The organism is Bacillus sp. FDAARGOS_235 (assembly GCF_002073415.2).
In the GTDB taxonomy this organism is placed as follows: Bacteria; Bacillota; Bacilli; order Bacillales; family Bacillaceae_G; genus Bacillus_A; species Bacillus_A toyonensis.
This window is the reverse complement of record NZ_CP020437.2, coordinates 4,018,561-4,031,639: the sequence shown is the minus strand read 5'-3', so window position 1 is coordinate 4,031,639 and position 13,079 is coordinate 4,018,561. Positions and strand designations below refer to the sequence as shown.

At 35.8% G+C, this 13,079-nt stretch carries 16 protein-coding genes; all 16 read right to left on the bottom strand.

All coding sequences use genetic code 11. The annotated features are described in order from the left end of the window. Positions 1–234: 234 nt before the first annotated feature. The 16 genes from A6J74_RS23005 to mtaB all read right to left on the bottom strand — a co-directional run bounded on the left by A6J74_RS23005 (position 235) and on the right by mtaB (position 13,075). Positions 235–474, bottom strand: coding sequence for a DUF188 domain-containing protein (locus tag A6J74_RS23005; protein ID WP_002039621.1), 240 nt, complete (start codon positions 472–474; stop codon positions 235–237). A 368-nt stretch (positions 475–842) separates the two neighbouring features. Further along, positions 843–1,655 carry a pyruvate, water dikinase regulatory protein gene (locus A6J74_RS23000; RefSeq protein WP_000368950.1) on the bottom strand — a complete coding sequence of 271 codons (813 nt, stop codon included), beginning with the start codon at positions 1,653–1,655 and terminating at the stop codon, positions 843–845. Between the two features lie 29 nt (positions 1,656–1,684). Then, positions 1,685–2,317, bottom strand: a complete 633-nt coding sequence (locus A6J74_RS22995; RefSeq protein ID WP_000583755.1) for a transcriptional regulator CcpN — start codon at positions 2,315–2,317, stop codon at positions 1,685–1,687. A 107-nt stretch (positions 2,318–2,424) separates the two neighbouring features. Then, entirely contained in the window at positions 2,425–3,171 is a 747-nt protein-coding gene (recO, locus tag A6J74_RS22990) for a DNA repair protein RecO (RefSeq protein ID WP_000487005.1), read from the bottom strand. Between the two features lie 33 nt (positions 3,172–3,204). Then, positions 3,205–3,348 (bottom strand): YqzL family protein, encoded by a 144-nt coding sequence (locus A6J74_RS22985; protein ID WP_000883923.1) that lies wholly within the window; start codon positions 3,346–3,348, stop codon positions 3,205–3,207. A 172-nt stretch (positions 3,349–3,520) separates the two neighbouring features. Continuing rightward, the gene (gene era / locus A6J74_RS22980) at positions 3,521–4,426 is read right to left on the bottom strand and encodes a GTPase Era (RefSeq protein WP_001080233.1); all 906 of its coding nucleotides are present in this window, start codon (positions 4,424–4,426) and stop codon (positions 3,521–3,523) included. Next, positions 4,419–4,817: a cytidine deaminase gene (locus tag A6J74_RS22975; RefSeq protein ID WP_001086291.1), complete on the bottom strand. Its 399-nt coding sequence runs from the start codon at positions 4,815–4,817 to the stop codon at positions 4,419–4,421. The genes era and A6J74_RS22975 overlap by 8 nt, the downstream gene beginning before the upstream one ends. A 98-nt stretch (positions 4,818–4,915) precedes the next feature. Beyond that, entirely contained in the window at positions 4,916–5,269 is a 354-nt protein-coding gene (locus A6J74_RS22970; RefSeq protein ID WP_000715513.1) for a diacylglycerol kinase family protein, read from the bottom strand. Next, the gene (gene ybeY, locus A6J74_RS22965) at positions 5,266–5,736 is read right to left on the bottom strand and encodes an rRNA maturation RNase YbeY (protein ID WP_000054674.1); all 471 of its coding nucleotides are present in this window, start codon (positions 5,734–5,736) and stop codon (positions 5,266–5,268) included. The genes A6J74_RS22970 and ybeY overlap by 4 nt, the downstream gene beginning before the upstream one ends. Continuing rightward, positions 5,733–7,877 carry an HD family phosphohydrolase gene (locus A6J74_RS22960; protein ID WP_000091505.1) on the bottom strand — a complete coding sequence of 715 codons (2,145 nt, stop codon included), beginning with the start codon at positions 7,875–7,877 and terminating at the stop codon, positions 5,733–5,735. The genes ybeY and A6J74_RS22960 overlap by 4 nt, the downstream gene beginning before the upstream one ends. Before the next feature lie 185 nt (positions 7,878–8,062). Next, positions 8,063–9,022, bottom strand: coding sequence for a PhoH family protein (locus tag A6J74_RS22955; protein ID WP_000840526.1), 960 nt, complete (start codon positions 9,020–9,022; stop codon positions 8,063–8,065). Positions 9,023–9,025: 3 nt separating this feature from the next. Further along, a complete protein-coding gene (gene yqfD, locus A6J74_RS22950) occupies positions 9,026–10,225 on the bottom strand; it encodes a sporulation protein YqfD (RefSeq protein ID WP_000792488.1) in 1,200 nt (399 codons plus the stop codon). A 176-nt stretch (positions 10,226–10,401) separates the two neighbouring features. Continuing rightward, a complete protein-coding gene (yqfC, locus tag A6J74_RS22940) occupies positions 10,402–10,695 on the bottom strand; it encodes a sporulation protein YqfC (protein ID WP_000732262.1) in 294 nt (97 codons plus the stop codon). Positions 10,696–10,803: 108 nt separating this feature from the next. Further along, on the bottom strand, positions 10,804–11,247 hold the full coding sequence (locus A6J74_RS22935; protein ID WP_000054576.1) for a GatB/YqeY domain-containing protein: 444 nt from the start codon (positions 11,245–11,247) through the stop codon (positions 10,804–10,806). A gap of 15 nt (positions 11,248–11,262) precedes the next feature. Next, positions 11,263–11,436: a 30S ribosomal protein S21 gene (gene rpsU, locus A6J74_RS22930; RefSeq protein ID WP_000048061.1), complete on the bottom strand. Its 174-nt coding sequence runs from the start codon at positions 11,434–11,436 to the stop codon at positions 11,263–11,265. Between the two features lie 286 nt (positions 11,437–11,722). Further along, complete coding sequence (gene mtaB / locus A6J74_RS22925; protein ID WP_000108699.1) at positions 11,723–13,075, bottom strand: tRNA (N(6)-L-threonylcarbamoyladenosine(37)-C(2))-methylthiotransferase MtaB; 1,353 nt, start codon at positions 13,073–13,075, stop codon at positions 11,723–11,725. Positions 13,076–13,079 lie beyond the last annotated feature (4 nt).

The following is a 13,079-nucleotide window of genomic DNA, read 5'->3' as shown; positions in this document are numbered from 1 at the left end:
ATTTTGTATTCGATATAAATTAAAAAATTCCTTTATAATTCGACAATATTTTTTCTAAACTTGTTAGAAAGTATTGTCGATCACATTGTGTAAACGACTTCGGACCTCTTATATAGGCCCTTTGTCTGCGTAACTTCGCAGATACATACTACTATATAAAATTGTATTCATATGCTCATCTATTACAAATGCACCTCTTGAAGACAATACATATACACCTTTTTTACAAGAAGACTAGCAAGCCTCATATACTGTATGATCATGAGATCTGTTACCTTTGCAAGTTGATAGATATAAATCAACTTCATCTTGTCCAGAATCTACATAAATCCAATTGCCTTGCTGTTTTCTTGAACGATGAGTATACGATGCGACAAACACAATTTCGACATGAAATTCAGTTCCAACTTGCACAATCTCATCCTTCACGGGATATGCATCTGCATCAACTAATACGTTATTGATGTTTTGCATATTTCTGTATTCTACATCCCTTCTGTGAATCCTTCCATAATGTGCGTTTTCTTGTATAGATTTTGTCGATTTAATGTAATTACATGTCTTTTTTGTAAATCCTATCCCTAGTTTATTCTGAAAAATTAAAGTCTAAACGTAAAATATAGGTTTTTATCACAATTTTTTATTATAATATATTTTCTTCAACTACGCTACATATCCCTTTATTTTTTCATCTTCTACTTTAGGATAACTAAACCATGCTTTTCACATAATAAAAAAACAGAAGAATATAAGTATAACCACTCCGCTATAATCTATTACTAATCCAGCAAGTATCGTATTTCATATGAGCGAAAAAAGCACATTCACCTTCGGTAAATGTGCTAAAACATTTTTTGGTTTTGCACTGCATTCACAATAATATTTGCTGTTTCTTCAATCGCTTTATTCGATACATCAATTACTTGACAATTTATTTTACTAATTACTGCTTCAAAGTGATCAATCTCTTCTTGAATACGATTAATATTGGCATATGTTGCGCCGTCACTTAATCCAAGTGATTTTAATCGTTCTTTTCGAATATGATTTAACTTATCCGGTGTAATTTTCAAACCGAAACATTTCTCTTTTGCCACTTGATATAATTCCTCAGGTGGATCCACTTCTGGTACAAGCGGCACATTGGCAACTTTCAACCGTTTGTTATGAGCTAAGTATTGAGAAAGTGGTGTTTTTGATGTACGTGAAATTCCAATTAACACGATATCCGCTTTTAAAATACCTCGTGCATCTCTACCATCATCGTACTTTACAGCAAACTCAATTGCTTCAATCTTTTTAAAGTACTCTTCATCTAATCTACGAACAACACCCGGCTCATATCTCGGCACTTGCCCTGTAATTTCTTCAATTTGATCGATAAGAGGTCCGATAATATCGTATGCCTCTACCCCTTCTTTTGCAGCCTCTTTCACTAAATACTGGCGCATTTCCGGCTTTACTAACGTAAAACAAATAAGCGCTTGATTACTCTTAGCAATCGAAATCACTTCTTTTAATGTCCCTGTATCTTCTACATACGGTACACGTCTAATATCAGGAGCAAATGGGAATTGCCCCATTGCTGCTCGAACAACTAAATCAGCCGTTTCTCCTACAGAGTCAGATACGACATATACGATTTTATTATCCATTACATTACCTCACTTTAAACAAATTACACTTATTCGTTATTTACTAGGTTTACAAACGCACGTGTAATATTTGTTTTTGTAATTCGTCCAATTACTTCTAAACCTTGCTTCGTATCTTTCACAACCGGCATCGCATCAATCTGTCTTTCTATTAATTCCATCGCAATATCATATAAAGAATCTTCTCTACGACACATGGCAATGTTTGGCATCCTTGTCATGATAATATTAACCGGAAGAGAGGTTAAATCCTGCTTCCCTAAGCTAGCTCTTAATAGATCTTTTCGAGACACAACACCAACTAATAGTGTAGATTGATCTACAACAAATAATGTACCAACATCCTCTAAAAACATCGTACAAATTGCATCGTATACTGATACATTTTTATCAATTACAGCCGGTCTAGATTGATAATCTTGCACTTTAATTTTCTTAACAGCTTCAGATAATAGCTGCCCCCCAGTTTTCCCCGTATAAAAATAACCTACGCGTGGACGCGCTTCTAAATAACCAGCCATCGTTAAAATTGCTAAGTCTGGTCTTAGCGTTGCACGTGTTAAACCCAATTGCGCAGCAATTGACTCCCCTGTAATAGGACCGTGATCTTTTACAATCTGAATGATATGTTCTTGCCGTTTATTCAGCTCTATGATAATCACCACCTTTAATGCACAACGAAAAAAGTTATACTATCTCTTAAATATTATATACTAAATATGCTATTCGAAAAAGAAAGTATGTAAAAAGGACCGTATACGGCCCCAAATTATATTTGAAACTTATCAAGTTGCTCTAGGAAACGTCTTGATTTCAAATAAATTCCGCAATATTCATCATAATATGTATTCAATACTAAGCGCATTTGTTTTTTTGTGCTATCCTTCACTGATACATTGCCGAGCCTATGTAAATCGAAATGGAAGAAAAGACGTAACAATTTATGTACAGCTTCTCCCACCGGTATACGATACGGATCTTGCTCCGCATGACGTGAGCACAGAAAACCGCCTTCCCTGACAGAGAAGGCGACAAAATCTGTTTCTTGATGACAAATCGCACATGTATCAAAATACGGGCGCATCCCTAATACCGGAAGCATTTTCGTTTGATAAATTAATGATAATACTTCTGGATCAACACCCTCACACATATAATGCAACGTTTGATATAACATTTCAAATAAGTACGGATTATGTTTTTTATCTTCTGTTGCTTTATCAGTTAACTCAACAACAAATGATGCATAAGCAGTTAAAAATATATCCTCGCGAATTTCTTTCATAGTTGAAATAATCTCGCCTTGTTGCAAAGTTCCAAGCCCAGATCCCACTTGAATAAGAAAATGCCCATGTGTCATAAGTTGCGAAACAGATGCTAACCGACTTTTCGGTTTTTTCGCTCCTCTTGCCATTGCACTTATCTTACCGAATTCTCTTGAGAATATTGTAACAATCTTATTCGTTTCTCCGTAATCTGTCGTACGGATAACGATGCCCTCAACTTTTTGAAACATGTTCGTCACCATCCAAGGTTTGAACAAAACGGGTCAAGAAATTGGAGAGTCTAGATGCGCTAGCTCCTCATCATGTTGATCCATCTCATCGTTTACGTCTTTTTCCATCTCTTTTAAAAGCAAATACGTTTCAATGCTTCCTGTTTTGGAGAAAAACTTCCAGGTAAAATCTAGCATAAGAATCCACCTTTCTCAATAAGCGTAGCCTATAAACCAATTTCCTTTGTTATTAAATTGACCCATTTTGTCCATTTTCATGTGAGAAAAATTTTTCCTAATTTATTAAAGTTTACAAAAACCAATAATCAGCGGATGAGCAAACATCCACTGATTACAGCCTTACTTTATTTTAGTACTCGTCTTCGCGGAAACCAAGATCACGAAGCTGAGACATCTTATTGCGCCAATCTTTTTGTACTTTTACCCATACCTCTAAAAATACTTTAGAACCAAGAAGTGCTTCAATATCAAAACGAGCTCGTTTCCCGATTTCTTTTAACATCTTCCCTTGTTTCCCAATAATAATTCCTTTTTGTGACGCACGTTCAACAACAATCGTTGCATTTATATAAACTGCACCGCCCTCACGCTTCTGAATTGCATCAATAACAACCGCTACAGAATGTGGCACTTCTTCACGTGTTAAATGTAGTACTTTTTCACGAATAAGCTCTGCAATAATAAATCGCTCCGGATGATCCGTTACTTGATTATCTGGGTAGTATTGCGGTCCTTCTGGTAAATATTTTTTAATTGCTCCAATTAACGCTTCTACATTATTACCGTCTAATGCAGAAATTGGTACAATTTCTGCAAACTCATGTAGTTTACGATATTGATCAATTAACTCTAATAATTGCTCTGGATGAACTTGGTCAATTTTATTAATTACCAAAAATACCGGTTGTTTCGTTTCTTGTAATTTCTCAATAATGAATTCCTCACCACGACCAAATCCTTCAGTTGCATTGACCATAAACAGCACAATATCAACTTCTTTCAATGTCGTTTGAGCCATCTTCACCATGAAGTCACCTAGTTTATGTTTCGGTTTATGTATTCCTGGTGTATCAATGAAAATTACTTGTGAATCATTTTCTGTATATACGCCTTGAATTTTATTACGAGTCGTTTGTGGCTTGTCACTCATAATGGCAATTTTTTGGCCGATAATACGATTTAAAAATGTAGATTTCCCAACATTCGGTCTGCCAATAATAGAGACAAAACCTGATTTATAACCTTTTCTATTCATGTAAATCCTCCGCTAAAAATGCTCCTGGTAACAATTCTCCGACTGTCGTCTCTTGAACGTCACCATGTAAATTTGATAGGTATACTTTCGTATCCTGTTTACATAATTCTACCATAACTTGTCGACATGCTCCACAAGGAGGTACTGGGCGTTTTGTATCTGCTACAACCGCAATAGCTACAAACTCTTTATCCCCTTCAGAAACTGCCTTAAATAAAGCAGTTCTTTCTGCACAGTTGCATAAGCCATATGATGCATTCTCAACATTACAGCCACGATATACTTTTCCATCGTGCGTTAATAATGCTGCACCTACTTGAAATTTTGAATATGGTACGTACGCTTGTTTACGCGCTTCGATTGCTTCTTGAATTAATTGTTTACTATTCATATCCCGCATCCTTCCTGTTCACAGCTGTGAATAGATACACTCTCTCACTAAAGGCCTTTATAGCACTTCCTAGGCTTAATAAAAGCTTCGGAATGCAACTATACCACATACGGTACAAAGATAATAGCACCAATTATAACGGCTATAACTGCAAAGAGTAAAACCGCTCCTGCTGCGACATCCTTTGCAATTTTCGCAAATGGATGTATATCAGCAGTCACTAAGTCTACTGTTTTTTCCACAGCCGTATTTACCATCTCTAAACCCATTACAATCCCTATCACAATAAGTAATACCACCCACTCTATTTTCGTAATATGGAAATAAAAGCCGCAGCATATAACAATGACTGCGGCTAAATAATGAATTCTCATATTTCTTTCATGACGAAGACAAAAGAATATACCAGCTATAGCATATCCAAAACTATCTAAAAGTTTTCCTTTTTTCATCGTCCTAATCCAAATGCTTCTAAAATTTCTTTTTGTCTTCCAAACATTTCTTTTTCATCTTCTTCTGTCATGTGATCATAACCAAGCAAATGTAAAAAGCCATGTAACGCTAAAAACCCAAGTTCCCTATCAAAAGAGTGTCCATATTCTTCAGCTTGCTCTTTCGCTCTTGGAATAGAAATAATAAGATCTCCTAACATACGTGGCATCTCCGCACCGACAATTTCCATTTCACCTTCTCCCATTTCTTCCATAGCGAAAGAAATAACATCCGTAGGCTGATCCTTATCTCGGTAATCACGGTTTATTTCACGAATACGTTCATTATCTACAAACGTAACCGATAATTCTGCCCCTTCTTCTATGTTTTCCATTTGAGCCGCTTTCTCTACCAGCTCTCGAATCAAACTTATATAATCGTCTTTCACTTCTTCTGTTTCATCAATAAAATCAATTAATAAACTCATTCTTTCTCCTTCTCTTCCGGTAGTTCCGGATATGTAATACGCGAATGGAAAATACCATTTAACGTCTCGCATAACGTTTTTCCAACGATTTGTAGCTCTTTAAATGTCAAATCACATTCACTAAATTGTCCATCTTGCAAACGATCTTTAATAATACTTTGCACTAAATTATTAATTTGATCTGGCGTTGGATGATTCATAGAACGCACCGCGGCCTCTACACTATCAGCAATACCAACAATCGCCGACTCTTTAGAAGTTGCTTTGGATCCTGGATAACGGAACATCTCTTCTGTATATTTTTCTTTATCTTCTTTAATCGCCTTATAGTAAAAATATTTAAGTAACGTTGTACCATGATGTTGTCCAGCAATATCAATAATTTCTTGCGGAATATGGTACTCTTCTAGCATCCTCACCCCGTCCGTTACATGAGCGATAATAATATCTTTACTCGTTACAGGGGCGAGTTTATCATGTGGGTTTTCAATCCCCATCTGATTTTCAATAAAGAACTGTGGTTGTACCGTTTTTCCTACATCATGATAATACGCCCCTACACGGGCTAATACACCATTTGCCCCGACTGCTTCACAAGCAGCTTCAGAAAGATTCGCTACCATTACACTATGGTGATATGTCCCTGGCGCTTCTAGCAAAATCTTACGCAAAAGCGGATGATTTGGACTTGATAGTTCCATAAGCTTCATACTTGATACAATGCCAAGTCCACTCTCTAAATATGGTAAAATCCCCATAGCTAACACCGAAGAGATAATCCCTGAAACAGAAGCCATCAATAATTGTGTACCAATTTCAAGAGGCGAAAAATTCCCATTACGCAACAATAATAACGCTGCCAATACGACCACATTTAACACAGAAACGAGTATACCCGCTTGTAAAATCATCGTACGACGATTTTTTTCTCTCAAGAAAATACTAACTGATAGTGAACTTAGTAACACATAGATCCCCACACTATAATTCAGGGTGCTCGTTACTCCTTCATTAAACATAATGCTTCCGCATACAGAAAAAATCATGCTTGTTAAAAAAACAAATCGATCACCAATCATTAGTTTTACAAGTATTGTTCCCATTGCAACTGGAACGACATACGCGATCCCTGCATATTCAAGCTTTTGGAACAAGCTAATGATTTTCATTAAAACGATCGTGATCGACAAAATGGTAATGTACGCTAAAATATACGGTCTATCTTCCCTTTTCCGTTGTAAAAATACTTCAAATTGCTTATGCATAAAGTACAATAGCACACCAATGAGTACCGCTAATCCAACATAGGGTTGAAAACTGTTCCCTTTTTCTAACAGACCAACTAATTTCAACTGATTGTACATATCACTTGAAATCGTTTCACCTTCTCTAACAAGGACTTGCCCTTGAAGAATATAAACAGGTGGAACTAAATCTTCTTCCGCTTTTCTCTTCTCTTTTGTTAAGGTCGGATCATAAAAATAGTTTGCAGAAATCGCATATTTCCCTAACGCCTTAATAGATTCCTTTAAACCATTATCAACATTAACACTATTCATCTCACTTACATATCGTTCCTTCGCATCCTTCAATTCGTCCATTTTAATATGCTCAGTCATGATACTATTAATAGCTGTAACTGCTGCATCTTTTGCTAATACTAATTGGTTCGAATCTGCATTAATTAAGTTTAGTAAGTTTAAATCAGATAATTCTTTCGTTAAATCAGTAGGCAATTTTTTTTTCAACTTGTCCACTTTTTCAGCATCAGTAATCTTTTTTTGCTCATCCGGCCCAACCGCTTTAATCTCTTGTATCACTTCATCTACTTTAGCAAAGACGTCATTCACAATATCCACTTTATTTTGTTTATACTCACTTTTATATGTATATTGATCTTCAACTTTTGTAGCGGCTTCTTTTTTCTTTTTGTCCGTTGTAACTTTATCTTCAATTTTAATAGGAGAATGGATTGTTTTTTTCGCAATAGAATATGTTGTAACATCTAATTGCTCTGGTTTTACATTATTCATAAGTGCAAAAAACAGCACTGCTCCTAATAAAACGTAAGAAATCCAACTTAGTTTTTTCGAATGTTGTAAATTACGAAACCACTTAGAAATTTCTTGAGATCTTGACATGATTTCAATACCTTCTCCTCTCCAGAAATAAAGTGAAACTATTTATAGCTTTCGTTTCTTCTAACAAGCGACACTTTTAGAATCATACGTCATTTATCGCTTATACTCTTCTTCTTTCATGATAGTAAAAAAATTGCTATTCGCCAACCTTATCATACAAAAAGAAATGATCCTGACAAATAGGATCATTCCATTTTATCATACGCCTCAATAATACGTTGCACTAACGGATGTCTCACAACGTCGCTTTGCTCTAATGTAATGAACGAAAGTCCTGATACACCAGATAAAACATTTGTAGCAATAGAAAGACCTGATTTTGCCCCTTTTGGCAAATCTACCTGCGAAGGATCCCCTGTTATAACCATTTTAGAACTAAAACCTAATCTTGTTAAAAACATTTTTATTTGGACACCAGTTGTATTTTGCGCTTCATCTAAAATAACAAATGAATCATCAAGCGTACGCCCTCTCATATAAGCAAGAGGCGCGATTTCAATTACACCTCGCTCCATCATACGCTGCGTATATTCTTGTCCAAGAATATCGTGCAGTGCATCATACAATGGACGTAAATATGGATCTACCTTCTCTTTTAAATCCCCTGGTAAAAAACCTAAACTCTCTCCAGCTTCTACAGCAGGCCTTGTTAGAATAATTTTCTTTACATACCCTTGTTTTAACGCTCTTACAGCCATTACTACAGCTAAGTACGTTTTTCCAGTTCCAGCAGGTCCTATCCCAAATACAATATCATTCTTCTTCATCGCATGAATATATCGTCTTTGTCCCATTGTTTTTACACGAATAGATTTACCCTTTGCCGTTTTAAAAATTTCTTCTTCATATAACTCTTCAAATTGAGCAATTTTCCCTTGTTGTGCGAGCTGAATTGCATACGCAACATCTCTTTCTGTAATGGATACACTTTTACGAATAACAACAAGTAATTGCTGTAAGATTTTTTCTACGAGTGTCACGTTTTCATCTGCCCCAGACACATGAACTGTTTCACCTCTAGTTACGATAGATACATTAAGTTCTCGTTCCATTACTTTTAAATGAGCATCATTGACTCCAAAAAGAGCGATTGCTTCGTTAGTATTTTCCAATTGTTGGTTCATTTCTACTAATTGTTCTGCCATTACTCAGTCTCCTTGAATATCGGATTCGGATATCGGTTGTGACTCTGCAATATTTTCAATTACAGTATAATGCAATGTAACTTTTAGTTGATCCGCCTCAACCTCTTTACTCAAAATCTTATCACTTACAATCATAGCATGTTCATCCAATTTTTTCTTTAGTTCTTTTTCGGCCATCTCTTTCGCTACTTTCAATGCCTGTTTTTCTGTGTATTCTCGATTCGCTTCTTCCTCTTCTCGTACAATATCTTTTTCATATGCAATCGGTAATGTAAAACCAAATAATTTCACATCATGTTTTACATGTTCAGTACGAGAGCGTTTATACTTATCATGTTGAAATCCCCATATTTTTATTTTTGCACTCCCAAACTTAAGAAAGTATTCATTATACGCATTACCAGTATACACTTGAAATTGTGTTTTCAGCGGCACACTCACCTCGGATGTATACCAAGTTTCTCCATATACAATGCCTTTCGCCGAAACAACTGACGGGTTTTCCTCATTACCATATACACCTGATACAAGAAGTTGTCCTTTTTCAACATGGTCATTTTTCATAACGACTGGTTTCCCAACCTCTACAAACGTTTTTGTAATAATTGCTTCTTTTTTTGCCACTAAATTTTGTGGATGCTGTTCCTTCTCTTTTTTCGGCTCGTTTTTTTCCACAATTTTAAAATGATAGGTGGTCCCTCTTACTTCCAGCCCCGCCCAAGTAATCGCATTAATATTGTCCGTCAAATGGCGTTGCACATCTTCTACACTAGGCATTTGAAACTGTAGTTTTCCTTTCTTAATACCCATTTTATCCAATTCTTTCATCAATATATATTCTGTTTCAGGTTTCGCTCCTGTAATCTCAATTTTCCAAACCATATTTGACATTGCAATCATACCAAAAAAGAAAATTAAAAAACCGATTAAAAATCCACTATTTTTAATTAAACGCTTATTCCAAAAAGGAAAACCGTAGCGTCCAATGAAATATAATTTACATTCATTTTTTCTATAAATTGGTTTTAATTTTTTCACATCGCGTAACAACATACAAAAAACTAACGTTTCATCAGCAATCTTCTTAACATCCCAAACTAATAATTTTCTACGTACGCATTCATTAACGAACCGTTCCGCTCCTCTACCTTCAATTCGTACTTTTACATATCCAAGCCACTTTATAAACCATTTATTTTTCATCTACTACCTCCACTACCTTTCCAAAAAGTAGACATACTACTTTTCACTTTAATTAGCAAAATAGCTCGTACGAAAATGAAATAAAGAGTTTTACTGCCCATAAATAGCGAGATAACTGAATAGTAAGGTCGAATCACGAGAATAAAGAAGAAAAACTTCACATACGGAAGTTTCCCTCACTCCTTTTGCTTTTCACTTTCTAAAAACATCACTTGCTCAATGATCCCTTCAAGCAAAAGCTCCTCTGGAAGGATTGTTTTAATAACGAAGGATTGCCCCTTAATTAATAATTGACCATGTTTTAGCAACAATCTTACTTCTTTATCTGAAAACACTAATAAACCTTGATGATTTTCTATATAGATATGCACTTGCCCAACAAGCGTGATCCGAGGTAGATCCATTAGCACATCCACTGGCAGGTCTATTTGCTTCGTTAACCAATTCTTCATTTGTTCTAATTTTTTCATCTTAAAAGACCTCCTCTCATCCCATATGTATGAAAAAAGAGCTTGTAATATCACGTCCAAACTGAAAAAAAGCATAAAAAAACGTCTCATACGAAATGAGACGTTTTTTTATGCTAATAGCTGGATAACCAGCTTATTCACAAGTGATCCGTCTGTTTTACCTTTTACTTTCGGCATAACAGCAGTCATCACCTTACCCATATCTGCTTTTGATGTCGCACCAACTTCAGAAATAACTTGCTTGATTACATCAATCAGGTCTTCTTCAGTTAATTGCTCCGGCAAATATGCGCTTAAAATCTGAATTTCACTTTGCAGTTTATCAACAAGGTCTTCACGACCAGCTTTTTTAAATTCAAGGAGGGAGTCCTTATACTGTTTTACTTCACGAGCTAAAACTGTTAATTCCTCTTCTTCAGTAAGAGTATGTTGCAGTTTAATACCTTCATTTTGTAAAGCAGCCTTAACCATACGAATAACGGTTAATTTTTCTTTTTGTTTATTCTTCATCGCTTGTTTCATATCATCGTTTAAACGACCGAGAAGACTCATAACTTACACCCTCTCTTAGAATTTACGCTTTCTTGCCGCTTCAGATTTCTTCTTACGTTTTACACTTGGTTTTTCATAAAACTCGCGCTTTCTTGCTTCAGCAAGTGTACCAGTTTTAGAAACCGATCTTTTAAAACGGCGAAGTGCATCCTCCAAAGACTCGTTTTTACGAACGACTGTTTTTGACATTCTCTTTCCCTCCCTCCGAAACATCACACTTACATACTAACTTCAGCATGCAAAAAGAAACACTTCTTCAGCATGTCTTTTACGATTATAATACATTTTATCACTTCAGGTCAACTATTTGACAGAATAAAAGAGGAATAGATGCTCTTCCTTTTTTAAAGCTATGCAAATAGCTATCATCCTTTTCCACTGAAAACAACTATATTTTTATCATTGCACCTTTTCAACACTTAACTTTTCCATGAAAAAAGAAAGCATGCAAACCGTTTCCGTTTGCATGCTTTTTTTACGCGCTCGCTGATTCTTTTTTCACATCATCTTCAATAACACGAACAAATTGCGCTTCGTTATATGGATAACCAGCTTTCGTAATTTTCACTTTCACTAGCTTACCAATTAATTCTTCTGACCCTTCAAAGACAATTTTCAAATAGTTATCTGTATAACCTACATATAACCCTTCACGGTCGCCATCTTTAAATTGCTCTTCCGGGATAATTTCAAGCACTTCTCCTTCAAACCGTGAAGCATACTCTTTCGCTAATTGATTAGATAGTTCAATTAAACGGTGAACACGATCGTTCTTCACATCTTCAGGAACTTGATCTTCCATACGCGCTGCAGGTGTTCCCGTACGTTTTGAATAAGGGAATACGTGTAACTCAGAGAAGCGATTCTCTTTAATGAAATTGTACGTTTCCATAAATTCTTCTTCTGTTTCACCTGGGAAGCCAACAATTACGTCTGATGTAATCGCAAGACCTGGTAACGCTTCTTTCAAACGATCTAAACGCTCTTGGAAAAATTCCATCGTATACTTACGACGCATACGTTTTAATACAGTATTAGATCCTGATTGCAACGGAATGTGCAAGTGGCGTACAACTACTTCAGATTTGTCTAACACTTCTATTACTTCATCTGAAATTTGACTCGCTTCAATAGAAGAAATACGAAGACGTTTTAATCCACCTACTTCTGCTTCCATATCACGAAGTAATCCAGCTAAGTTATAATCTTTAATATCTTCACCGTATCCACCTGTATGAATACCAGTTAATACGATTTCTTTATAGCCTGCATCCACTAATTGCTGCGCTTGTTTAATAACTTCTTTTCCATCACGAGAACGCATTAAACCACGCGCCCAAGGAATAATACAGAACGTACAGAAGTTATTACAACCTTCTTGTATTTTTAATGAAGCACGTGTACGATCCGTGAAATATGGTACATCAAGTTCTTCGTATACACGTGTTTTCATAATGTTACGGACAGCATTAATTGGTTGACGCTCTTTACGGAATTCTTCGATGTATCCTAACATCTTTTCACGATCTTGTGTACCAACTACAATATCTACACCTGGAATTGCCATAATTTCAGCTGGAGATGTTTGCGCATAACATCCCGTTACACAAATAACCGCATCTGGATTTTGACGCACAGCACGTCTAATTACTTGACGGCTTTTTTTATCTCCAGTATTTGTTACTGTACATGTATTAATAACATATACATCAGATTTCTTTTCATATTCAGTTCTTTCATAACCACCTTGTTTAAACAATTGCCAAATAGCTTCTGTTTCATAGTGGTTTACTTTACAACCTAACGTGTGGAACGCAACAGTTGACATTGAT

Coding starts and splice junctions, on each gene's coding strand:
- mtaB (WP_000108699.1), bottom strand. CDS start 13,075: ATGTCAACTGTTGCGTTCCACACGTTAGGTTGTAAAGTAAACCACTAT.
- ybeY (WP_000054674.1), bottom strand. CDS start 5,736: ATGAGTTTATTAATTGATTTTATTGATGAAACAGAAGAAGTGAAAGAC.
- A6J74_RS23000 (WP_000368950.1), bottom strand. CDS start 1,655: ATGGATAATAAAATCGTATATGTCGTATCTGACTCTGTAGGAGAAACG.
- A6J74_RS22960 (WP_000091505.1), bottom strand. CDS start 7,877: ATGTCAAGATCTCAAGAAATTTCTAAGTGGTTTCGTAATTTACAACAT.
- yqfC (WP_000732262.1), bottom strand. CDS start 10,695: ATGAAAAAATTAGAACAAATGAAGAATTGGTTAACGAAGCAAATAGAC.
- recO (WP_000487005.1), bottom strand. CDS start 3,171: ATGTTTCAAAAAGTTGAGGGCATCGTTATCCGTACGACAGATTACGGA.
- A6J74_RS22935 (WP_000054576.1), bottom strand. CDS start 11,247: ATGAGTCTTCTCGGTCGTTTAAACGATGATATGAAACAAGCGATGAAG.
- A6J74_RS22975 (WP_001086291.1), bottom strand. CDS start 4,817: ATGAATAGTAAACAATTAATTCAAGAAGCAATCGAAGCGCGTAAACAA.
- rpsU (WP_000048061.1), bottom strand. CDS start 11,436: ATGTCAAAAACAGTCGTTCGTAAAAACGAGTCTTTGGAGGATGCACTT.
- yqfD (WP_000792488.1), bottom strand. CDS start 10,225: ATGAAAAATAAATGGTTTATAAAGTGGCTTGGATATGTAAAAGTACGA.
- A6J74_RS22955 (WP_000840526.1), bottom strand. CDS start 9,022: ATGGCAGAACAATTAGTAGAAATGAACCAACAATTGGAAAATACTAAC.
- A6J74_RS23005 (WP_002039621.1), bottom strand. CDS start 474: ATGCAAAACATCAATAACGTATTAGTTGATGCAGATGCATATCCCGTG.
- A6J74_RS22970 (WP_000715513.1), bottom strand. CDS start 5,269: ATGAAAAAAGGAAAACTTTTAGATAGTTTTGGATATGCTATAGCTGGT.
- era (WP_001080233.1), bottom strand. CDS start 4,426: ATGAATAGAAAAGGTTATAAATCAGGTTTTGTCTCTATTATTGGCAGA.
- A6J74_RS22985 (WP_000883923.1), bottom strand. CDS start 3,348: ATGCTAGATTTTACCTGGAAGTTTTTCTCCAAAACAGGAAGCATTGAA.